The following is a 22,013-nucleotide window of genomic DNA, read 5'->3' on the forward strand; positions in this document are numbered from 1 at the left end:
GCCATTAACGACGCCATCGCGAAGGCCAAGAACCAGAAGATCCAGGATTCCATGGCGGCTCCCGCCCAAGAGAAGCCTGAAGACAGCAAGATTCTCAACAGCACCGAAATCGCACCCACCGACCAGGACGGCAACCCGATTCCCGTGACGATTCCCGTGGCGCTCACGCCGAACACCACCGTCGTATACACGACGCGTTTGGGCGGTGTGAGTGAAGGCGACTTCGCCCACTTCAACCTGGGCGGCAAGGGCGGCGACGACCCGGCCAAGGTGCGCGCCAACCGCGAGGCGCTCGCCAAGGAACTCGGCGCCAAGCTTTCGCTGATCAAGCAAGTGCATTCCGGCGACGCCATCGACGTGGACGAGGTCTACACGGACAACAGCCCGTTCGGTTTCGACGCGTCCGGCAGCGTGGACGCCATGCTCGGCGCCACCTACAACCCCAAGCTCAGCACGGTCGACAGCGTGGACAAGGTGAACGGCGACGTGCAGGTGCTGGACGGCGACGCCCAAGTCACCACGAAAACGGGCATCGCGCTCGGCATGTTCGCCGCGGACTGCCTGCCCGTGCTGCTGGCCGACGATGAGGCCGGAGTTATCGCCGCGGCCCATTGCGGACGCCTCGGCCTGCAGAAGGGCGTCATTCGCGCCACGCTTGACATGATGCAGGAAAAGGGCGCCGACCCGGCGCGCATCGTGGCCACGCTCGGCCCGTGCATTTGCGGCGACTGCTACGAAGTGGGCAGCGACATCGCCGACGATTTCGACGCGCAATTCCCGGGCACGTTCACGCTGACGCGCTTCGGCGGCCCCGGCATCGATTTGGCCGCCGCCGCGCTGCAAGAGCTTACGAAGGCCGGCATTAGCGAAGACCACATCATCTCTTCGCGCCCACGCGTCAACGCCGCCACCCAATACCTGTCCGAAGACGCAGAACTGGCCCAACTGTGCCAGGAAGACAATGAAGGCGATCCGAACCTGCACGAGCGCATCGGCAAGATCCGCCACAGCATGTGCACGCTGGAAAACCCGCTGTGGTTCTCCCACCGTCGCGCCCAGCTCGCGCACAAGGACCATGAAGGCCGCATGCTCGCGTTGATCGTGCGCCGCTAACCCACGCATTTACGGATAAGGAATGGAACCAGGCATGGAACAAGCAACCCCAGCACCAGTTATCGCCATTGTGCTCGCCGCCGGCCATGGCGTGCGCTTCGACGCGGACAACCCCAAGCAGCTCATCAAGCTTGAAGGCAAGCCCGTGGTGGCGTGGAGCATCGACGCCTTCCAACGCAACGAACGCGTCAGCGATATCGTGATCGTTGTCAACGAACGCGTGCGCCCCGCCATGGAACAGCTCGTGGAAGACTACAACTTCACCAAAGTCCGCGCCATCATCAATGGTGGCGCCGAACGCGTGGACAGTACCGAAACGGCGCTCGCCATGCTCGCCGACCATAATGTGCCGGCCAACGCGAAACTGCTGTTCCACGATTCCGTACGTCCGTTCGTCTCCCAGCGCATGATCGACGGCTGCATCGACACGCTCGGCGAATTCTCGGCCGCGACCGTCGCCTGCCCGTCCACGGACACGATTCTGATGTCGCAGGACTTGGGCGACCGCAAGGTCATCAAAAGCGTTCCCAACCGCAAGGAATGCTTCCGCGTGCAGACGCCGCAGGCTTTCCGCTTCGAAACGATCCGCCGCGCCTACGAACTGGCCGCGCTGGACGACGGATTCCAGCCGACCGACGACACGCGTGCCGTCGTCGAATATCTGCCGGACATTCCTGTCGCCATCGTCAGCGGCTCTCCGACAAACTTGAAGATCACCACCCAAGACGATCTGCCGCTCGCGCAGCTCATCGCGCATAATCTCAAGAAGTGACGGCGCGCGCAGAACGCGCCACAGGAGAGCAGACATTATGCAGGAACTGAACGTACTGGTGTCCGGATTCAACCCGTACCACGATGTTGACGACAACCCGTCGCTACTCGTGCCGCAAACGCTCGCGCAGCAGGGACTCGACTACGATCCGACGGATGTGAACGATCCGCTCTACAACGTGAACGTCCACATCCACAGCGTCATGCTGGAAGTGAGCTTCACGAAAGCGTGGCCGCTGTTACGCGAGACGATCGAACAAGTCAAACCGCAGATCGTGATCGCCACGGGACTCAAACGCGCCTCGCGCGGCATTCTGCTGGAACGGTGCGCGGAAAACAAAAAGGACACCAGTCGTCCGGACGCGGACAACATCATTCCCACGCGTCCGAAAATCGACGAGAACGGCCCGGCCGCATACTGGACGGGGCTGCCGTTGCGCGCCATCCTGCAAGCGTTCACGGCCGACCATATTCCGGCCACGCTGAGCTCGGACGCGGGCACCTTCGTGTGCAACGCGCTGTTCTACCGGCTGCAGGACTGGATGACGCACCACGACCACATGCTCGCGGGATTTGTGAATCTTCCGTTGATTAACGAGCAACCGCATCCGCAACATGGGCTGCCACTGCGCTCGCAGGTCACGGCGGTGCAAGATATGGTACGAGAAACGGTGCGCTATTACGTGCGCAACGGCAACGGCGGCGAATTGCTTATATAAATCCGCCGAGGGCGCTACCGCGCCGTGCCATAATCATGAAAATGGTATGAATAGAAACAGTTGCGGGCGGTGGGCTCGGTTGAACGAAAGGATATAGACGATGGTGGATCGGTTCCCTGTCGTATTGCGCGGTTACGACAAAGAGAGGGTGGACGAGGCATTGTCTGTCGCGCAGACGACGATCTCCCGCCTTCGCGAACAAGTAAAGGCCAGCGACGACACGATTCTGCAACTGCAGGCGCAGGTGCAGGAGGCGAAGAACAGCAGCGGCAACCAGGACAACACGTTCGCATCGCTCGGCGCCAACGCGCAGCAGATGCTCGCGTCGGCCGAACAGACGAGCGGTGAATTGCTCGAACGCGCCAAGAAGGACGCCGCTTCCACGCGCAAGGAAGCCGCTTCCCAGGCGCAGACCTTGCTCAACAACGCCAAGCTGGACGCCCAGCGTATGGTGGAAGAGGCGACGAAGAAATCGGAAACGCTCGTCAACGACGCGCAGGCCAAGGCCGACTCCATCGTCCGCACGGCGCAGGATGACGCCCAGCGTATGCGCACGCAGACTTCGAAGATGGTTGCCGACCAGCGTCAGGCGCTTGACCTGGAACTGACGAACACGCGTGAAGAGCACAACAAGCGTTTGGCTTCCGAGCGTTCGCAGCAGGAACGTGAACTTTCCGAGCAGCAAGCCGAGGCCGCCCAGGCCATCGCCGAACAGCGCAAGACCGCCAACGAGGAGATCACGCGCCTCAAGAGCGAGACGAACGACCAGATCGAGGCCGCGCTCACGGACGCCAACAAGAAGCTCGCGGATGTGCGCGAACAGGTGTCCAAGATGATGACGGAAGCCCAGCGCAAGGCCGGTGAGATCACGGATGCGGCCAAGAGCCACGCCCAGGAGATCACCGACAACGCCGAAGTGGACCGTACTCGCACGATGAGCCAGGTGAAGGCCGAAGTCGAGCAGATCCGCTCCGACATTGCCGCCCAGCAGGACGACGCCACGAAGAAGGTCGCGGAGTTGCTCGAATCCTTGGAAGAGCGCCGTGCCGCAGCTAAGGAAGAGTCCGAGTCGCTCGTCAACGAGGCCAAGTCGATCCGCGACGAAGCCGAGGAATACGCCAAGACGAAGAAGAAGGACGCGGACGATCAGGCCGTGACCATCGTGGAGAAGGCGCAGCAGCAGGCTAGTGAGCAGATTGAGGATCGCCGCAAGGCGGCCCAGGGCGAGCTTGACGAACTGCAGAACCGCATCGACGAGCTGCAGGCCCGCGAGGCGAGCATCACGCAGCGCGTTTCCGAACTGCGCTCCATGTTCTCCAACGCGTTCGCCGGCTTCGGATTCGGCGCTCCGGCACCGGAACCGACGCCGATGAACCTGCCGATCATGAACGCTGTTGCGAACGACGCCAACGCTTCCGCCACCGTGCACGCCACGGAAGATCTCGGCAGCGTCATGGAATCGATGGGCGCGGTCGCTTCGAACGAGCCGATCGTCGCCTCCGACGAAGACGACGACGAACCGACGGATCTGCACGCCGACATGCCGGTGTCGTTCCCGCCGTCGAACAAGCGCCACACGGACGCCGTAGTGGAAGAGTCGGTGGCCGTAGTCGAAACGCCGGCTTCCCAGGATGAGCCGAACTTCGTCGGCGACGTGGACGGAGATCCGGAAGCGGACAACACGGGCGAGGCGGAACTCGTCGACCATGCCGACGAGCAGCCGGCCGAGGAATTCGCGCAAGTTCCGGAACCGGAAGACAGCGACGACACGGGTGAATCCGTGGAAATTCAGCAGATTGCGGAAACGGATTCGCACGAACAGGAGACGACGGTACTCAAGATGGTCACTCCCAACGAGTGAGCGTCGCGGTGTAAGCCATACCTGAGATTACACTGAAATCAACCATGAACAACGGCACCCCGCTGGAAACGGCGAGGTGCCGATTTGTATGGTGGCAGAGAAGGATATGAATCAAGGAGCACTATGTCTGACATCACGCCATTGAGCAGTGACCGTCTGCAGGACCTGCGCGACAAGTTCGACAGCACCCCGCACGACCGTTTGGTGATGAACGCGGTAACGGCCGCCGGCATCCAGAAGGTGGCGCGCAACTACGATCGCGAACGCCTGCTGCAGCACCGCTTCTCCACGATCGTGGACAACGGCGAAGTGACGCACCAGGACCGTTCGGGCCGCTGCTGGCTGTTCAGCTCGCTGAACGTGGCACGTTTCGTGGCCAAGCAGAACATGAACCTCAAGGAGTTCGAGTTCTCGCAGAACTACGCCATGTACTTCGACAAGCTGGAGCGCGTGAACTACTTTATGCACGACATCGCCGACCTGATTCGCGCGGGCGAGCCGACCGATTCGCGCCTGTTCCAGCACATGCTGTCCGACGTGATGGGCGACGGTGGCCAGTGGACGATGGCCATGAACATCTACAAGAAGTACGGCGCCGTCCCGAAGGACCTGTACCCGGAGACGGAATCCTCCAAGAACACGGGCGAACTCAACACGCAGCTGCGCCACATGCTGCACACGGCCGTGGCCCACATGGAGAAGGAGCCGAACCGCATCGACGAGATCATTGAGGAAGCTGTGGCCGCCGGTCACCGCATCCTGACGATCCACTTGGGCGAGCCGCCGAAGTCATTTGACTGGGAGTGGACGGACGCCGATGGCGAGTTCCACCGCGATGGCGAGCTGACGCCTGTCGAGTTCTGGAACAAGTACGTAGGCGACGCGGATCTGGAAAGCTACGTGTGCCTCGTGGACGATCCGCGTTCCGAGCACGCCAAGGGCAAGAAGATCGGCATTGAGCACCTGAACAACGTGGCCGGTGGAGACCCGACCGAGTACCTCAACGTGCCGGTGCAGTTCATGAAGGATTGCGTGCGCCAGATTCTCGTGGAGCAGGGCATCCCGGTTTGGTTCGGCGCCGACTGCCACCCGATGATGGACCGCGAGTCCGGCGAGTGGGCCACCGACCTGTTCGAGTACGGCCGCGTGTATGGCGTGGACTTCGACATGGACAAGGAAGAGCGCGTGCGTTACGCCGATTCCGCCATGAACCACGCGATGGCGTTCGTGGGCGTGGATGTGGCCGACGACGGCAAGACGACGCGTCGTTGGCGCGTGGAGAATTCGTGGGGCAGCAAGATTGCCGACCACGGCTACTTCACGATGGGTGACGACTGGTTCAGCCAGTACGTGTACGAAGTAGCCGTGCCGAAGGCCATGCTGCCGGCCGAGTACCAGGCCGCTCTGGACGAGCCGGCGACCATGCTGCCGGCTTGGGATCCAATGGGCGCTTTGGCCTGATTGTGGGCTAATCCTGGTTTGATTCCAGCTTAATTTGCGGGCGTTCGCGTCATTATGGCGCGGGCGTCCGTTTTTATTTTCTGTTTGCGTCGATGATGGTACAGCTGCATCTAACAGGCGCAAGTGAAAGTAAAAAAGAAAAGACGCGTAGATTGCGTAGAAATTGGGAATTCGAGTATCCATAGCGCCCGCGTATGGCTATATTAGACGTTCGAGAGTCTCTTCGCGCGGGCGGCACAGCGGATTGGTGCCGAAATACGGTGAGCGTGAACGGACCGACAACAAAACGATATACGAAAACGGAAGCTCGGATACAGAAGCTGCGGAGGAACAAGACGATGAATGCGATGCGCGGTCCAGACAGTTCACAGGATATGCAGTTGCGTGCGGACGCGGTGGTTCCCGAAACCGTCGACGTCAATATCCGCCAGCTCGATCCGATTCCGGCGCCGCGATATTTTATTCGCGAACTTCCGCTTACCCCCAAGATGAGCAATCTTGTGCTCACGTCGCGCCAGGAGATCCGCGACATCATTCGCGGCCGCGACGACCGCATGCTGGTGGTCGTGGGACCGTGCTCGATTCATGATCCGAAAGCCGCGCACGAATACGCGCAACGCTTGGCGAAGCTGTCCGCCGAAGTGCGTGACGAGCTGCTTATTGTGATGCGTGTGTATTTTGAAAAGCCGCGCACCACGATCGGTTGGAAAGGTCTGATCAACGATCCCGATCTTGACGGCCGGTTCGACATCCGCAAGGGCATGTGGCTTGCACGCAAGGTACTTACCGATGTGCTGAGCCAGGGACTGCCCACGGCCATCGAGTGGCTCGACCCGATTACGCCGCAGTATCTGTGCGATTTGATCAGCTGGGGCGCGATTGGCGCCCGCAATACGGAAAGCCAGGTGCACCGCGAGCTGGCTAGCGGCATGTCCATGCCGATCGGATTCAAGAATGCGACGGACGGCTCCGTGCAGCCCGCCGCCGACTCCTGCTATTCTGCCGGTTTCGAGCACCACTTCCTGTCCATCAACCTCGACGGCCATGTCATTTCCGCGGAGACGAAGGGCAATCCGGACTGCCATATCGTGCTGCGCGGATCTAACAAGGGCCCGAACTATGACGAGGCTTCCGTAAAGGAAGCGTTGGAAGCATTGCGCAAGTCCAAGGCGGACGGCCCGAACAATGTGGGGCTTATGGTGGACGCGGCGCACGGCAACTGCGGAAAAGATCCTGAGCAGGAAGTGCGCGTGGTGGAGAATATCGCGGACCGTATCGCGGCCGGCGAGCGCGGCATTTTCGGTCTCATGATGGAAAGCTTCCTCGTGGGCGGCAGCCAGAAGCCCGGCCCTCTTGATCAGCTGGTGTACGGCCAGTCTGTCACGGATCCGTGTGTGCCATGGGATGAAACGGAGCGTGTGCTGCGCAAACTTGCCGCGGCCGTCGCCGAACGTCGCAAGTAAGATTCGTCGCAAGTAAGGTTCGCGCGTAAAGCGCCGCAAGTAGAGTCGCGCGCCGAGCATAATGTGCCGACTGCCCCAAGAGAAACGCGAGCGCCAAGCGCGTATCTCGTCATGCCTTCTGGCCAATATTGATATGCAAGTCATGATGGGACGCAGAAGGGGCACAAATATAATGGCGCGTACGATTCGATCCACGCAATCCCGCCATTTCAATGGCATTGACGGATTGCGTGCGCTCGCGATTATTGGCGTAATCGCCTACCATACGCGTCCTTCCATGTTGCCAGGCGGTTTGCTGGGCGTCACGTTGTTCTTCGTGGTGTCGGGCTTTTTCGTTACGCGCAGCGTCTATAGCGAGATCGGCCGCCAGAAGTTCCGTTATGTCGCGTATTTGCGCAAGCGTCTGACGCGCATTTGGCCGCCCGTGTTGGCGACCATCGGGTTCGCGGCGCTGCTCATGTACTGCTGGTTGCCGTCGCTGCTGCTCAAAATCAAGTCGGACGCGCTGTCGAGCGCGCTGTTCGCAAGCAATTGGGTGTACATTTTCCGTCACGATTCGTATTTCGCGGCGGCCGGCCTGCCGAGCCCATTAACCCATTTGTGGTACACGAGCTTGATCATGCAGTTCTATGTGTTGTGGCCCGTGGTGCTTGTGGCGCTCATGATCGCGTTGCATTCGCGCAAACGCCTGATTGCCGGCGTGGGTGTGCTGATCGCGCTGTCCACCATAGAAATGGCAGTATTGTTCGGGAACGGTGCCAATGTGTCGCGCGTTTATTACGGACTCGACACGCGTGCCGCCGAGCTGTTGGTGGGCGCTCTGCTCGCGTTATTGACGGTCAATGTGCAGCGTACGGCGCGTATCGCCATGCGTCCCGTATGGAACCGCGTGCTGCCGTGGCTCGGTTGCGCCGCCATTGTGATCTATATGGTCGCGTTCGTTACCGTCGACGGACAGTCCGCGGGCCTATACCGTGGCGGACTGCTGGTGTTCGCGTTGTTGGGCGCGTTGGTCGTATATTGCTGCACGACGCCTTCGTGGTTCTCGCACGCATTGTCGATCAAACCGTTGCGGTATTTGGGTTCGCGCTCGTTCTCGCTGTATTTGGTGCATTATCCGTTGCTGGAAGTGATGCATCCCGCCACACGTACGACTCCGATCCATTGGTGGGAGTGGATTCTCCAATTCCTGCTGATTTTGATAGTGGGGGAGATCTTCTACCAGTTTGTCGAAGCGTTCCGCGGAACGCCTGTGCTGCCGTGGTCCCATATTTCGTTGCGTGAATGGTGGCGTGCGGTGGTCGTGCCGAAATTGCGTACGACTGCGGGCATGGCCCGTGACCATGCGCCCGCCTGGGCGTCGCGTTTGCGCATGCCGAATATGCCGAGCATGCCGGACATGTGGACGTGGCACGGCAGACGTACGGCGACATTCAACGGCACGAGCCGCGCGCACCGCCTGCGCACGAGCGCCATAGTGCTGGGTGCGATTGGCGCCGTGATCGTGGCGGCCCTCACATTCGCGCCGCTGAATTGGAACCAGATCGTGCAGGCGCGCGCCATACAGTTGCGCCCGGAATTGGCGGCTCCCGCGGTGAGCAAGCCCAAGCCTAAGTCGCAGCCCAAGGACGGTCAATCGCAGGCCGCGCAACAGGCCGGTCCGCATCCGCAGGCCGAAAAAGTTCCGCAGAACTTGGCGCAAGTGCCGCGCAATTGCAATGCGCAAGACGCCACATGCGACGCGCATGTGCTGATCGTGGGCGATTCGGTGACGGTCGGGGCGGCTCCCGCCATCCAACAGCATTTCCCGAACGCCATCGTGGACGGCCAAGTGTCGCGCTCGTTCCTGGCCGGCGTGGATATCGTACGCAACTCTATTGCCGCCGACCATCCGCAAATTGTGATTGTGGCGCTGGGAGCCAACGATCTGATTGAAGAGAACGAAGTCAGGGCGATGATGGACAGCGCGCAAAACCTTCCCATCTATTTCGTCACTCCGCGAGCGCCTGTCGCCTGGGTGGATCCGGGTATCGCCACGTTGCGCGCAATGGCGCCGAAATATCCGAACATGGGCATCATCGACTGGAACGGACTGTCGGGACAGCACCCCGAATATCTCGTCGACGACGGCACGCACTTGTCCCCAATAGGACAGGTGGCGTACGGAAACATGATCTATGCGGCCATTTGCGGCGCCCAATAGTCATACCTGTTATGCTTGGGCAGCATGAATCGTGAGAATGCCAACGCCTCGCAAGCCTCCGCACAGCGTAGCGAAGCCTCGTTGCGTCTGGATGCGGAACAATTGGATGCCGTGCATCAAGTGATGCAGGAAGGCGGCGACCCGTTCACCGAGGTCGCCGACCTGCCGCGCTGGGAAGACCAAGTGGGCATCGACCGCATTATCAACCGCCGTGTGCTCGAGCTTGATCCGCTGCCCACGCCGGCGTCCATGCTGTCGCAATATCCGCTTTCCCCGCAAGCGCGCGACGTGGTGCTCTATTCGCGCGACGAAATCCGCGCATGCCTGTATGGGCAGGACGACCGCCTGTTGGTTATTACAGGTCCGTGCTCCGTGCACGATCCGGCCGCCGCGTTCGACTATGCCGAACGTCTCGCGCGCGTCAAAGAGCAGGTCGAAGGGGAGCTGCTTATCGTGATGCGCGTGTATTTCGAGAAGCCGCGCACCACGGTCGGATGGAAAGGCCTGATCAACGATCCGGACATCGACGGTTCGCACAACATTCCCAAGGGCCTCGTGCTCGCGCGCAAAACATTGCTGGGTGTGCTCGACCGCGGCATCGCCGCCGCCACGGAATTCCTTGAACCCACGAGTCCGCAGTTCATCGCCGACGCCGTCAGCTGGGGCGCGATCGGCGCTCGCAATACGGAAAGTCAGGTGCACCGGCAACTGGCCAGCGGCCTGTCGATGCCCATCGGTTTCAAGAACGCCACCGACGGTTCGGTAAAGGCCGCCGTCAACGGCTGCTTCGCCAGCGCCCAGCAGCACACGTTCTTCGGTATCGACCATCAGGGCAGGGCGTGCGCCGTGGAAACGCTCGGCAATCCCGACTGCCATGTGGTGTTGCGCGGCTCGATTCATGGTCCCAATTACGACGCCAAGTCCGTGTCGGACGCGCTGGCCATTATCCGCAAGACGATGCCGGCCGATTCCGCCGCGGCCTGTGGTCTCATTGTGGACTGCTCGCACGGCAATTCGGGCAAGGACGACGTCCAGCAGGCGCGCGTGGTACGCAATATCGCCGGGCGCATTGCGCAAGGCGAGCGCGGTATTGCGGGCATCATGATGGAAAGCTTCATTGAACCCGGCAACCAGCCTGAGGGGCCGTTGGACACGCTCGTATACGGCAAATCCATTACCGACAAGTGCATCGGATGGGATGAAACGGAAAAGTTGCTGTTCGAGCTTGCCGAAAGCGTCCAGTCGCGCCGGTGGGTGTGAAGTGGCGATTTTTGGGCCGAGCCGCGCGTTGACGCTCAACGCGTGAGTGAACGTATCGTTAGAGACTGCGCCGTAGTATGGGTTTTAGCACGATTGTTATGGAACAAAGGAACTTGTTATGACCTATTACGCAACGGTAGCCATCATCAGCGCCATGGACGAGGAAGCCGCGCATATCGCCGACGCGTTGAGCGACGTGACTGTCACGAAGGCCGCCAGCCTCAACGTGATCCGCGGCACCTACAAGGCCGATTCCGGCCGCACGCTTGAAGTCGGCGTCACGGTGGGCGGCATGGGCCTCGTAAACGCGGCCGCCACCACGCAGTACCTCGTGGACTTGCTGGAGCCCGACGCGATCATCTTCTCGGGCATTGCGGGCAACCTCAACAAGGAACTGCATACGAACGACATTGTTTTGGGCAACACGCTGCGCTATCTTGACACGGACATGCGCCTGGTGGGCCAGTGGACGGGCACCGAAGAATTCCATTCCGATCCGAACCTCATGCACATGGCCGAGGAAGCGCTCGAAGACATGGGCATCAAGCACATGCAGGGCACGATCGCCTCGGGCAACTACTTTGTGGACAGCCCCGCGAAGATCAAGGAAGTCAAGGACACCACGCAGGCCGACGCCGTGGAAATGGAAGGCGCCGCCGTGGCCCATGTCGCCGAGCGCAACAACGTTCCGTCGCTCGTGATCCGCGCGATGAGCGACAACGCCGACACCGACTACGAGGAATTCAAGGACTTCGATGTCACCGAATATGCGGACACGGCTGCTAAGCTTGCCGTGGCCATTCTCAAGCGCATGTGACCAATCGGCCGCATGTGACCGGGAACAAGCTAAGGATTAGCGATGAACACTGAAGAAGTAATGTCGATGGTCACCGACCTCATGCCTTCATGGGGTATTGTGGCCGTGATCGCCGTGGTGGTGGCCGTGTTCGCCATCAAGCATTACGTCGATGAATACCGTAAGAAGAAGTAGGAGGAACGTGACGCTATGAGCACATCAACGATTCGACGGATCGTTGCCGCAGTGGCCGGTGTCGCGTTGCTCGGCTCGGTGGCCGCGTGCGGAGACAACGCGGCGATTGACGACCCCGATACCGTGCCGTCGTCGAAAACCGAGATTTCCGGCAATTTCGCGGGCGCGGGAGCCTCTTCCCAGCAGGCCGCGGTGGAAGCGTGGATCTCGGGATTCCAGCGTGTCAATCCCCAAGCCAAGATTTCCTACAACCCGTCCGGCTCGGGCGCGGGCGTAACGACGTTCCTTACGGGCGCCACGGCGTGGGCAAGTTCCGACAAGCCGTTGGACCATGAGGAAGTCAACGAGTCCAAATCCGTGTGCAAAGAAGGCACGGCCTTCGACGTTCCCGTATACGCCACGCCGATCGCGGTGGCGTTCAACCTCAATGGCGTGTCCGACACGGGTCAGCATTTGCGCATGGACGCTTCCACGATCGCCAAGATTTTCAACGGTTCCATCACACAATGGAACGATCCGGCCATCGCCAAGCAGAATCCGGACGTGACGTTGCCGCATCTGCCGATCACGATCGTGCATCGTTCCGACAAGTCGGGCACCACGCTCAACTTTGTGGAATATTTGAAGGCGGCCGCTGGAAATGATTGGAAATACGATCTTTCCGAAAACTGGCCGAACGAACTGGGCCAGGGCGCGAAAGGCACGTCGGGCGTGGTCAGCACGATTACGCAAGCCAACGGCACGATCGGCTACGCTGATCTGTCCCAGGTGGGCGAACTTGGTACCGTGGCCGTGAAAGTCGGCGACGACTACGTGCCGATTTCCGCAAAATCCGCGTCCAACGCGCTGGTCGACTCCAAAATCGACGAATCCGTGCAGGGCGCCAACCGCGTAGTGGTGGCCATCAACCACAACACGAAGGCGGAGAACGCCTATCCGATCGTGATGATTTCCTACGACATCGCGTGCCCCGTATACAAGGACGAGAATACGGGCAGGTTCGCCCAGGCGTGGCTGACCTACATCACGTCCCAGCCCGGACAGATCGCGGCGCAAAAGGCGACGGGCTCCGCGCCTTTGCCCAGCAATATTACGGACGCCGTGGAAGCCTCGATCGAGGCGATGAATTAGCCCTGAACAAGAGGGCGTCGCGCCGGTGCGGGCGCCCCAGCATGTGGGGAAAGGAGTGAAGGTGAGTTCGTTAACGAAACCCGTGAGCGGCAAACGTTTCGACACGGTATTTCGTGGCATCGTGTACGCGTGCGGCATCCTGATTCTTGTGGTGCTCGCGGCGGTGACGGTGTTCCTGTTCGTGCGCGCATGGCCCGCGATTGGCGGCAACCATGAGGATGTGGCGGACACGATCGGCAAGTTTACGGGCGGCAAGATCACCAGTTTCTGGGGATATGTGGGGCCGCTGTTGTTCGGTACGGTGTTGGTGGCCGCGATCGCGCTGGTTGTCGCGTTCTTCGTGTCGATGGGCATCGCGTTGTTCATTTCTCATTACGCGCCCAAGAAGTTGGCTACCGTACTCAACTACATTGTGGATCTGCTGGCGGCCATCCCGTCCGTAATCTACGGTTTGTGGGGCGGATTGGTCCTGGTCCCGGCAATCTATCCGTTCTGGAATTGGGTGGCGCAATATTTGGGATGGATCCCGATTTTCGCGGGTCCCGCCGCGAACCCGGCCCGTACGGTGGCCAGTGTTTCCGTGGTGCTCGCCATTATGATCCTGCCGATTATCACGTCGATTTCGCGCGACATTTTCCAGCAGACGCCGCGTCTGTTGCAGGAAGCCGCGCTGGGACTTGGCGCCACGAAGTGGGAAATGATCAAGCTCGCCGTGATTCCGTTCGGCAAGTCGGGCGTGATTTCCGCCTCGATGCTCGGCTTGGGCCGCGCGCTGGGTGAGACGATGGCCGTGCTCATGATTCTTTCTCCCGGCCTTACGTACTCGGTCCAGTTGCTCAAGGCCTCCCAGAACCAGACCATCGCGGCCAATATTGCCGCGCAGTACCCGGAGGCGAACGGTCTGGGCGTATCCGTGCTTATCGCCACGGGCCTGGTATTGTTCGTGCTCACCTTCCTGGTGAATTTGTTGGCCCGTAAGATTACCCAGAAAGCGAGTGTGAAATGAGTACGCCGCGAAAAACCGCCGAAGACGACGGCAGTATCGCTTACGCGCCCGTGATCGACTGGGACAAGTTCAAGCCGTCACGTTCCTCGTTGGCCGCGCGCAAGCGCAAAGACGGATTGATGCACGCGCTGATCATTCTGGCGTTCATTGTGGCGTTGATCCCGTTGATTTCCGTGCTGTGGACCACGCTGGTCAAAGGCGCGCAGCGTTTCAACTGGGATTTCCTGAGCCATAACATGACGAACGTGATTGGCGGTCAGCAAACGGCCAGCGGCGGATACGGCGGCATTTTGCACGCCATTATCGGCACGCTCGAAATCACGTTGGGCGCCATGGTCATTTCCATTCCGATCGGTTTGCTGTGCGCCGTGTATCTCGTGGAATATTCGGGAGACGGCAAGCTGGCGAAAACGATCCGCCTGCTTGTAGACGTGATGAGCGGCATTCCATCGATTGTGGCCGGCCTGTTCGCGTTCTCCGTGTTCACGATTATTGGCGGCCCGGGCACGGCCAACGGTTTTGAAGGCTCTGTGGCGTTGTCGCTGCTCATGATTCCGACCGTCGTCAAGACCTCGGAAGAAATGCTCAAGATTGTGCCCAACGATTTGCGCGAAGCGTCGCTGGCATTGGGTGTGACCAAGCAGCGCACGATTACGAAAGTGGTGTTGCGTACGTCGCTGCCGGGCATCGTGTCCGGCGTGATTCTGGCCATTGCGCGCGTGATCGGCGAGACCGCGCCGCTGCTGCTTACCGCGGGATATATCGTGTCCACGAACATGAACCTGTTCTCGGGACAAATGACGACCTTGCCAGTGTATGTGTATCAGGAATACAGCAAGTTCCGCGCGTACTGCCCCGAGGATGCGGGCGCTTCCTGCGTGGCGGCCATTCCTATGCAACGCGCGTGGTCGGCCGCATTGATGCTGATTGTGATCGTGCTGATCCTCAATCTCATCGGACGAATCGTGGCCAAGATCTTCTCGGTAGAGACGAAACGGTAGAGGAACGAATATGGGACAGCGTATAGACATTAACCATCTGAACATCTACTACGGCAACTTCCTCGCCGTGGAAGACGTCAACATGCATATCGACGCGAACAAGGTGACGGCCTTCATCGGGCCGTCCGGATGCGGAAAATCCACCGTGTTGCGCACGCTCGACCGTATGCACGAGATCACTCCGGGCGCCCATTGCACGGGCGAGGTGCTGCTGGAAGGCCAGAACCTGTATGCCAAGGATGTCGATCCCGTGGCCGTGCGCCGTGACGTGGGCATGGTGTTCCAGCGCCCGAATCCGTTCCCGACCATGTCGATCCGCGAGAACGTGCTGGCTGGCGCGCGCCTGAACAACCGTAAAATCGCCAAGTCGGACGCCGACGACTTGGTGGAATGGGCGTTGCGCGGCGCGAACTTGTGGAATGAAGTCAAGGACCGTTTGGACAACCCGGGCATCGGATTGTCGGGCGGCCAGCAGCAGCGCCTGTGCATCGCGCGCGCCGTGGCCGTGCATCCGTCCGTGCTGCTGATGGACGAGCCGTGCTCGGCGCTTGACCCGATCTCCACCTTGGCCGTGGAAGATTTGATCAACGAGCTCAAGCGCGACTACACGATCGTGATTGTCACGCACAACATGCAGCAGGCCGCGCGTATCGCCGACTACACGGCGTTCTTCAACCTCAAGGCCGTGGGCCAGCCCGGCCATCTCGAGTACTTCGCGGACACCACCACGATGTTCTCGAACCCGCAGAACGAAGAAGCCGAACGCTACATCTCGGGCCGCTTCGGCTGATCGGCAACGGACCAGAAATTGGCCGGTCATGGCAACGCCATGGCCGGCTTTTTTATGCTCAAACGCGCGCCACGCCGGATTTTTCTCACATTCTTGCTATACGGACGCCGTTTGTTCGCATTGTGGAACCGCGAATGGACTGGGGTAACGTTTTACCTATTGCAATGCGCCGGTTCTTTCCTGTGTTACAGGTCTGTAAACGGCGGAATTTCAACGATTTCTTACTGTGGAACGGCCCGATTTTTGTAAACGGGTTTTTGTTAGGTTCAAAGGGTCTTCGAAATTCCCCAAGCCTTTTCAAGGTGGCTTTTCCTATTGGGGAGGCGCAAGACGGCAATTAGAGGGTACAGCAGAGAATTACGGAAAGAAATCGGGTTCTAATGGAGAAGTTTTTCCAGCTGAAAAAGAACGGTACTACGGTATCCACCGAAGTCGTGGCCGGCTTGACCACCTTCTTCGCGATGTCGTACATCATCATTGTCAATCCGCAAATCCTGTGCCAAACGGGCATGCCTTGGGGTGGCGTATTCCTCGCCACCATCATCGCATCGGTTATCGGCACGCTTATCATGGGCCTGTTCGCCAATGTTCCGTATGCATTGGCTCCGGGCATGGGCCTGAACGCATTCTTCACCTACACCGTATGTTTCGGTCTCGGCTTCACCTGGCAGGAAGCCTTGGCCATGGTGTTCCTGTGCGGCCTGATCAACATTCTCATCACGGTCACGAAGATTCGCCAAATGATCATCAAGGCGATTCCTGAATCGCTGCAGCACGCGATCGGCGCCGGCATCGGCCTGTTCGTGGCTTACGTGGGCTTCCTGAACGTCGACTTCTTCCAGTTCACTACGAAGGACGCCGACGCCGCGGCCCAGGGCTTCGCCACGGGCGCCACCCCGGGACTGGCCGTGTTCAATACGCCGACCATCTGGCTGTTCCTCATCGGCCTGGCGCTCACCATCATCTTCACCGTGCTGCACGTCAAGGGCGGCATGCTCATCTCGATCGTCGTCACCACGCTGATCGGCATCCCGATGGGCCTGACCACGATGGGCGACTCCGTGTCCCTGGGCGAGACCTTCGCCCAGCTGCCGCAAACGTTCGGTGCACTGTTCTCGGGTGAAGGCTTCGTCGCGCTGTTCTCGAACCCGGCGCGCCTGCCGCTCGTGCTCGTCACGATTTTTGCATTCTCCATGTCCGACGTGTTCGACACGATCGGCACCTTCATTGGCACGGGCCGCCGCACGGGCATCTTCTCCAAGGCTGACGAGGAATCCGTGGAAGACGGTTCCGGCTTCAAGACCAAGATGGACAAGGCCCTGTTCGCCGACTCCATCGCGACTTCCATCGGCTCCATCTTCGGTACGTCGAACACCACGACCTACGTGGAATCCTCCGCGGGCATCGCGGCCGGCGGCCGTACGGGCCTGACCTCCGTGGTCACCGCGGCCTGCTTCGTCGTCTCGATCTTCTTCGCTCCCGTCATTTCCGCCATTCCGGGCGCCGCGACGGCCTCCGTGCTCGTGATCGTGGGCTGCATGATGATCGCGTCCCTCAGGGATATCGACTGGGCCGACATTTCCGAAGCTATCCCGGCCTTCTTCGCCGCGGTCTTCATGGCGTTCGCCTACTCGATCTCCTACGGCATCGCCGGCGGCTTCATCATGTACTGCCTCGTCAAGACCGTCAAGGGCCGCGCCAAGGAAGTCCATCCGATCGTATGGATTGTCTCGGCCCTGTTTATCATTGATTTCATCTCTGTGGCTGTTATGTAAGGAAAACTTGCATAACATTGGTGTGGTAAACATTAAAAAAGAGGCCCGTCGCCGCAGCGACGGGCCTCTTTTCATAAGCGGGTACCGCTTATTTGTCGCTCTGCTGGGCCTCCTGGACCTGCTTGACAATGTCCTTGATCCAGTCGGTCATGCTCTTGTACTTGCCCGGCATCTGTTCCGTAATGTCCACTACGGGAATGTTGCCGGAATCCGCGGCGTTGAGAATCTCGTCCGTCGCGTTTGACGGCTCCTGCGAATTTTCGATCACCATGTTCACGTCGCCCTTCTTGAGCAGCGTCATGAAGTTGTTGATGTCCGCGGAGCTCGGTTCGCTTTCGTTGGCCGTCGCGTTCTTGTAGCCTTCCGGGGTGTTGTCGGTCAGGCCTAGGTCCTGCGCCAGATAGTCGGCGATGGATTCCGTCGCCGCATACGACAAATGCTTGTCGTCCTTGGCCACTTCCTTCATTTCCTGTTCCAGATCCTGCTCCTTGGCCTGCCATTGTTCGTTGAGCTTCTGGAATTCGGCCTTGTGCTCGGGCATGAGCTTTTCGTAGGCGGCCGTAATCGCGTCGGCAGTGGAGACGCGGACCTTGGAGGAGAACCAGACGTGCGGATTGTCGCCCGTCTTCTTGCCGCCTTCCTGGGCGGCGTCGATCACGATCTGCTTGTTCGACGTGGCCTTGCTGGCCCACGCGTCATATCCCGCGCCGTTGACGATGGCGACCTGCGCGTTCTCGAATTTGGCAATGTCGCTGGTGGTGGGTTCGTAGTCGTGCGCGTCGACTCCCGTGGAACTCAGGATGCTCGTCACGTCCACATATTTGCCACCCAATTCCTTGGCCAACGATCCCCATACGTTCGTGGACGCCACCACGGTGATGACTTTGTCGCCGGACGCGTTCCCGGAGGACTGTTTCGACGAGTCCGAGGATCCGCACGCGCTTACGGCCGCGACCATGGCCACGCCCGCCACAATCGCCGTGATCATGCGAACGATTTTCTTCATGAAGGCTCACCCCTTCTCAAATTTGCAAGATGGTACTGATTTCTAGTGCTTGTCTATTACTATAAAGATTTCCCGATATGTAGGGGGAGGGGATTCCCCTTCAATCGAAACTTGGGAATATATAAGACGACACGCCGCATACATGACGTCCGTCCGATCATATTGGTAGGTTCTATATCTTGTAAACCACAGACCGTTGGTTGAAGATCGTTACGATTTTCCGAAGTTTGGTTCGCCAAGCCAGCGCAGGTTGAACATATGAGTCCATGTTTTGGATGTGCGAGTGTGCTCTGCCTGTGTGCAGGGCTTTTTTATTGCCTAGGCGCGAGTTCCAAAGTCAACGGCCGACTTAGGAAGGAACGCCATGAAGAGGCCCGAAAAGGAAGCGGTGGTCGCTCAGCTTACGGATGAGTTCCGTGGCGCTGACGCAATCTACCTGACCGAGTACCGCGGGCTTACCGTTCCGCAGATTTCCGATCTGCGTGAAAAGCTAGGCCGCGATACTTCCTACACCGTGGCAAAGAACACGCTGTTCCGCATTGCAGCTAAGGAAAACGGCATCGAGGGTCTCGATGAGATGCTCGCCGGCCCGACCGCAGTCGTCTTCGTGAAGGGCGACTACATCGACGCTGCCAAGGTTCTGCGTGACTTCGCCAAGGAAAACAAGGCTCTCATCGTCAAGGGCGGTTTCGCAGACGGAACCGTGTACGACGCTGAGGGTGCCAAGCAGCTGGCAGATCTCAAGTCTCGTCCAGAAATGCTTGCCGAAATGGCTGGAGCACTCAAGGGCACCATGTCCAAGGCTGCTCGTCTGTTCAACGCCCTGCCGACGAAGATGGTTCGCACCGTCGACGCGCTGCGCGAGAAGCAGGAAAAGGCTGCCTGATTGTTCTGCGGCTCGCCGCATGAGAATCAATTCGGAAAACAATATAAAATTTTCGGTGCGGAAACGATTAATTACCCAATCCGCGCCACGATTGAAAGGAAGCCATAATGGCTAAGTTCACCAACGATGAGCTGCTCGAAGCTTTCGGTGAAATGACCCTCGTTGAGCTCTCTGAGTTCGTCAAGGCCTTCGAAGAGAAGTTCGACGTGGAAGCCTCCGCTCCGGTCGCCATGGCTGCTGTTGCTGCTCCGGCCGCTGCTGCTGAGGACGAGAAGGACGAGTTCGACGTCATCCTGTCCGCCGTTGGCGACAAGAAGATCCAGGTCATCAAGGCTGTGCGCGCTATCACCAACCTCGGCCTGGCTGACGCCAAGGCTCTCGTGGACGGCGCTCCGAAGCCGGTCCTGGAGAAGGCTAAGAAGGAAGACGCTGAGAAGGCTAAGGCTCAGCTCGAAGAAGCCGGCGCTACCGTCGAGCTCAAGTGATAATCGCGGCTTGAGCCGCTATCGCTTATTAGCTTAAGAACAAAACCCCTGTGAGCTATCGCTTGCAGGGGTTTTGTTATAGTCGAGGAAAACCTTGAGGAATTATGGCGTAATGGCGCGCATCCGGGTTGTTGTACGGTAGCGTAGAATACAAGGGATGGGCAGCACGCGGGGCGAATCGATCCACCACGCGTTTTCTGCGGTGAACCTTGTAATGGAAAGTAGCGGTAGCTACATTGCGGAAGGAAGGCCGGTACGGTGAGCGGTGACCAGCGAACGGCAATGCAGTGGGTGATTCGTGTTGATGGATCTAACACGGCGGTAGTGGAGCCCGGGGAGACTGTGGAAATCGGACGCAAACCAATTCGTCCGCTGCCGCAAGGCCTGTACCGGCGCGTGGAGATTACCGACGATACGCGTTCCATGTCCAAAAAGCACGCCCAATTGACAGTGAAGTCTGACGGGTCCGCGATCATCCGCGATCTCAATTCAACAAACGGAACCTATTTTGTGCACACGGGCAGCCAGCTTGACGCGCTGCCGGCGGGACGCGATTTCCGCATTCATGGCGCGTCCGCGCGCCTTATGCTCGGCGATGTGGCCGTCGAATTGATCGCCCAGCCCATGCGTATGCAAAGCCAGCAGTTCCATGTGCCTAACCTGTTCGACTATGCGACCGACGATCATGCGGCGCAGCCGTCCCAGGAGGCGGATCCGCAGATCTCCGTCGACAATATTCTCAATTTGCGCGCGGGCGAGCCGACCAACCTGTTCAACGCGGAATCGGTCAAGCGCCGCGCTCAGCAGTTGCGCCAAGCCCAGCAGCGCAGTTTTACGCCATTCGACCCGCTGGCCGCGCCGCTGACATCCGAATCGTGGACAAGCGAGGAGGAAGCCGATCCCGAGGAGCATCCGCGCGACCTGTTCGCCGACGCGCAAGACATTGCGGCCGGCAAAATGGAAGAGCCCGCTCCCAAGATTGAGGAATTCGTGCCGCGTGTCACTTCGGGTCCGCGACACAAGGGCGCCGAGACCCCTGTAGTGCGCACGCCGCGCGCTGCCATGCCCGCGCCCAAAGATCCTGTACAGGCCGCGGCCCAGGCCATGCGTTTCCAACCGCAAAGCATGGTGACGAGTAAAGCTCGCCATGCCGTGGAAGAACCCGTGCAGGCACAAGAACCGGAACCTGTGGCAGAACCGGCGCAGGCCGCTGAAGTGCCGGAAGCGGACGCCACGGTAGCCGTAGAACAGTCGACTCCTGCTCCAGTCATCGAAGTGGTGGAAGAAGCCGTCATCGTAGAACCGGTGGTGGCAGCATCGCAGGTCGAAGCCGATACCGAACCGGCACAGCCTGAAGAGTCGGCGCAGCCGCAGGAAGATGCCGTACCGCAATCCGAACCGGAACCAGAAGCTCAAGCCGCTGAACATGTACCTGCCGAGCAGGCCGAAACGGCGTCTGAAGAGGTGTTCGGGACGGTGGCGGAACCGGAAGAGCCCGCAGTAGCAGACGAATCGCAAGTCCTCGAAGAACAGGAAGTGTCCGAAAAGGCGGCGCCATCCGAGGAAATTCCGGCACAGAATGAGACGGCAACGCTGTTCGAATCCGAAGTGGACGCATTGGATGAGGAATCCGCGGAACCGGAGTCGGGCGAATACTATATTCCGATCGAATCGCACGAATCGCTGGAAGCCACACAGGCCATGAATCTGTCGTTCGCGGACGAGCAGGAGGATTACAGCCGTTTCCAGCGCCCCGCGCAAGAGCCGCAGCCGGTGGAAGAACCTCATTATGAACCGGCTTTCGAACCGGGATCCATTTTTGAACGTGTCTCGCAAGGCGAATTTGACCAGCCGCAGGAACTCGTGGAAGTGGACGGCTACACGTCGAATGACGCACGCCAAAGCGACGATTTCGCCGAACAGTTCGAAATGGCGCGCCATCCGCAACTGTTGCCGTTCCTGGCTATGAACCCGTCGCTGTACGACGACTTGTACGCATGGCTTGCGGCTCAAGGCGACGCGGATATTGACGAAGCATTGACCAACAATCCTGGCTACGAGGATTACAAAAAAGCAGTGGGAAAGTGAGCA

At 59.6% G+C, this 22,013-nt stretch carries 19 protein-coding genes; 18 read left to right on the forward strand and 1 reads right to left on the reverse strand.

All coding sequences use genetic code 11. The features are described from left to right. The first annotated feature begins 51 nt into the window (after positions 1 to 51). From BMAGN_RS04725 to BMAGN_RS04790, 15 genes are all read left to right on the forward strand, one after another. Positions 52 to 1,113, forward strand: a complete 1,062-nt coding sequence (locus tag BMAGN_RS04725) for a purine nucleoside phosphorylase YfiH/LACC1 family protein (protein ID WP_033510678.1) — start codon at positions 52 to 54, stop codon at positions 1,111 to 1,113. Positions 1,114 to 1,147: 34 nt separating this feature from the next. Further along, positions 1,148 to 1,885 carry an IspD/TarI family cytidylyltransferase gene (locus BMAGN_RS04730; protein ID WP_022860031.1) on the forward strand — a complete coding sequence of 246 codons (738 nt, stop codon included), beginning with the start codon at positions 1,148 to 1,150 and terminating at the stop codon, positions 1,883 to 1,885. Between the two features lie 37 nt (positions 1,886 to 1,922). Then, positions 1,923 to 2,603 (forward strand): pyroglutamyl-peptidase I, encoded by a 681-nt coding sequence (locus BMAGN_RS04735; protein WP_022860032.1) that lies wholly within the window; start codon positions 1,923 to 1,925, stop codon positions 2,601 to 2,603. 100 nt (positions 2,604 to 2,703) lie between these two features. Next, positions 2,704 to 4,464 carry a DivIVA domain-containing protein gene (locus tag BMAGN_RS04740; RefSeq protein ID WP_022860033.1) on the forward strand — a complete coding sequence of 587 codons (1,761 nt, stop codon included), beginning with the start codon at positions 2,704 to 2,706 and terminating at the stop codon, positions 4,462 to 4,464. A 123-nt stretch (positions 4,465 to 4,587) separates the two neighbouring features. Further along, positions 4,588 to 5,925, forward strand: coding sequence for a C1 family peptidase (locus tag BMAGN_RS04745; RefSeq protein WP_022860034.1), 1,338 nt, complete (start codon positions 4,588 to 4,590; stop codon positions 5,923 to 5,925). A 338-nt stretch (positions 5,926 to 6,263) separates the two neighbouring features. After that, positions 6,264 to 7,388, forward strand: coding sequence for a 3-deoxy-7-phosphoheptulonate synthase (locus BMAGN_RS04750; RefSeq protein ID WP_022860035.1), 1,125 nt, complete (start codon positions 6,264 to 6,266; stop codon positions 7,386 to 7,388). A 172-nt stretch (positions 7,389 to 7,560) separates the two neighbouring features. Continuing rightward, a complete protein-coding gene (locus tag BMAGN_RS04755) occupies positions 7,561 to 9,591 on the forward strand; it encodes an acyltransferase family protein (RefSeq protein ID WP_022860036.1) in 2,031 nt (676 codons plus the stop codon). 123 nt (positions 9,592 to 9,714) lie between these two features. Further along, positions 9,715 to 10,851: a 3-deoxy-7-phosphoheptulonate synthase gene (locus BMAGN_RS04760; RefSeq protein WP_162151498.1), complete on the forward strand. Its 1,137-nt coding sequence runs from the start codon at positions 9,715 to 9,717 to the stop codon at positions 10,849 to 10,851. 118 nt (positions 10,852 to 10,969) lie between these two features. Then, positions 10,970 to 11,668 (forward strand): 5'-methylthioadenosine/S-adenosylhomocysteine nucleosidase, encoded by a 699-nt coding sequence (gene mtnN, locus BMAGN_RS04765; RefSeq protein ID WP_022860038.1) that lies wholly within the window; start codon positions 10,970 to 10,972, stop codon positions 11,666 to 11,668. A gap of 42 nt (positions 11,669 to 11,710) precedes the next feature. Then, complete coding sequence (locus tag BMAGN_RS08610; RefSeq protein WP_022860039.1) at positions 11,711 to 11,842, forward strand: hypothetical protein; 132 nt, start codon at positions 11,711 to 11,713, stop codon at positions 11,840 to 11,842. 15 nt (positions 11,843 to 11,857) lie between these two features. Then, the gene (gene pstS, locus BMAGN_RS04770; protein ID WP_026502072.1) at positions 11,858 to 12,973 is read left to right on the forward strand and encodes a phosphate ABC transporter substrate-binding protein PstS; all 1,116 of its coding nucleotides are present in this window, start codon (positions 11,858 to 11,860) and stop codon (positions 12,971 to 12,973) included. Between the two features lie 61 nt (positions 12,974 to 13,034). Then, positions 13,035 to 13,979: a phosphate ABC transporter permease subunit PstC gene (pstC, locus tag BMAGN_RS04775; protein WP_022860041.1), complete on the forward strand. Its 945-nt coding sequence runs from the start codon at positions 13,035 to 13,037 to the stop codon at positions 13,977 to 13,979. Next, entirely contained in the window at positions 13,976 to 14,980 is a 1,005-nt protein-coding gene (pstA, locus tag BMAGN_RS04780; RefSeq protein WP_022860042.1) for a phosphate ABC transporter permease PstA, read from the forward strand. The genes pstC and pstA overlap by 4 nt, the downstream gene beginning before the upstream one ends. Positions 14,981 to 14,990: 10 nt before the next feature. Beyond that, positions 14,991 to 15,770 (forward strand): phosphate ABC transporter ATP-binding protein PstB, encoded by a 780-nt coding sequence (pstB, locus tag BMAGN_RS04785; protein WP_022860043.1) that lies wholly within the window; start codon positions 14,991 to 14,993, stop codon positions 15,768 to 15,770. Between the two features lie 380 nt (positions 15,771 to 16,150). Further along, positions 16,151 to 17,545: an NCS2 family permease gene (locus BMAGN_RS04790; protein WP_022860044.1), complete on the forward strand. Its 1,395-nt coding sequence runs from the start codon at positions 16,151 to 16,153 to the stop codon at positions 17,543 to 17,545. Positions 17,546 to 17,633: 88 nt separating this feature from the next. Here BMAGN_RS04790 and BMAGN_RS04795 read toward each other — a convergent pair whose 3' ends face one another. Beyond that, the gene (locus BMAGN_RS04795) at positions 17,634 to 18,551 is read right to left on the reverse strand and encodes a metal ABC transporter solute-binding protein, Zn/Mn family (RefSeq protein ID WP_022860045.1); all 918 of its coding nucleotides are present in this window, start codon (positions 18,549 to 18,551) and stop codon (positions 17,634 to 17,636) included. Between the two features lie 364 nt (positions 18,552 to 18,915). Between BMAGN_RS04795 and rplJ the strand changes: the two genes are divergently transcribed. The 3 genes from rplJ (at position 18,916) to BMAGN_RS04810 (ending at position 22,010) form a co-directional block, all read left to right on the forward strand. Further along, on the forward strand, positions 18,916 to 19,437 hold the full coding sequence (gene rplJ / locus BMAGN_RS04800) for a 50S ribosomal protein L10 (RefSeq protein ID WP_022860046.1): 522 nt from the start codon (positions 18,916 to 18,918) through the stop codon (positions 19,435 to 19,437). Positions 19,438 to 19,544: 107 nt separating this feature from the next. Beyond that, a complete protein-coding gene (gene rplL, locus BMAGN_RS04805; RefSeq protein WP_022860047.1) occupies positions 19,545 to 19,922 on the forward strand; it encodes a 50S ribosomal protein L7/L12 in 378 nt (125 codons plus the stop codon). Positions 19,923 to 20,180: 258 nt separating this feature from the next. After that, positions 20,181 to 22,010 (forward strand): variant leucine-rich repeat-containing protein, encoded by a 1,830-nt coding sequence (locus BMAGN_RS04810; RefSeq protein WP_026502073.1) that lies wholly within the window; start codon positions 20,181 to 20,183, stop codon positions 22,008 to 22,010. Positions 22,011 to 22,013 lie beyond the last annotated feature (3 nt).

It is taken from the genome of Bifidobacterium magnum, assembly GCF_000741255.1.
In the GTDB taxonomy this organism is placed as follows: Bacteria; Actinomycetota; Actinomycetes; order Actinomycetales; family Bifidobacteriaceae; genus Bifidobacterium; species Bifidobacterium magnum.

Coding starts and splice junctions, on each gene's coding strand:
- pstS (WP_026502072.1), top strand. CDS start 11,858: ATGAGCACATCAACGATTCGACGGATCGTTGCCGCAGTGGCCGGTGTC.
- rplJ (WP_022860046.1), top strand. CDS start 18,916: ATGAAGAGGCCCGAAAAGGAAGCGGTGGTCGCTCAGCTTACGGATGAG.
- BMAGN_RS04795 (WP_022860045.1), bottom strand. CDS start 18,551: ATGAAGAAAATCGTTCGCATGATCACGGCGATTGTGGCGGGCGTGGCC.
- BMAGN_RS04790 (WP_022860044.1), top strand. CDS start 16,151: ATGGAGAAGTTTTTCCAGCTGAAAAAGAACGGTACTACGGTATCCACC.
- BMAGN_RS04745 (WP_022860034.1), top strand. CDS start 4,588: ATGTCTGACATCACGCCATTGAGCAGTGACCGTCTGCAGGACCTGCGC.
- BMAGN_RS04725 (WP_033510678.1), top strand. CDS start 52: ATGGCGGCTCCCGCCCAAGAGAAGCCTGAAGACAGCAAGATTCTCAAC.
- BMAGN_RS04760 (WP_162151498.1), top strand. CDS start 9,715: ATGCAGGAAGGCGGCGACCCGTTCACCGAGGTCGCCGACCTGCCGCGC.
- BMAGN_RS04735 (WP_022860032.1), top strand. CDS start 1,923: ATGCAGGAACTGAACGTACTGGTGTCCGGATTCAACCCGTACCACGAT.
- pstB (WP_022860043.1), top strand. CDS start 14,991: ATGGGACAGCGTATAGACATTAACCATCTGAACATCTACTACGGCAAC.
- rplL (WP_022860047.1), top strand. CDS start 19,545: ATGGCTAAGTTCACCAACGATGAGCTGCTCGAAGCTTTCGGTGAAATG.
- pstA (WP_022860042.1), top strand. CDS start 13,976: ATGAGTACGCCGCGAAAAACCGCCGAAGACGACGGCAGTATCGCTTAC.
- BMAGN_RS04740 (WP_022860033.1), top strand. CDS start 2,704: ATGGTGGATCGGTTCCCTGTCGTATTGCGCGGTTACGACAAAGAGAGG.
- BMAGN_RS04730 (WP_022860031.1), top strand. CDS start 1,148: ATGGAACAAGCAACCCCAGCACCAGTTATCGCCATTGTGCTCGCCGCC.
- BMAGN_RS04750 (WP_022860035.1), top strand. CDS start 6,264: ATGAATGCGATGCGCGGTCCAGACAGTTCACAGGATATGCAGTTGCGT.
- BMAGN_RS08610 (WP_022860039.1), top strand. CDS start 11,711: ATGAACACTGAAGAAGTAATGTCGATGGTCACCGACCTCATGCCTTCA.
- BMAGN_RS04755 (WP_022860036.1), top strand. CDS start 7,561: ATGGCGCGTACGATTCGATCCACGCAATCCCGCCATTTCAATGGCATT.
- mtnN (WP_022860038.1), top strand. CDS start 10,970: ATGACCTATTACGCAACGGTAGCCATCATCAGCGCCATGGACGAGGAA.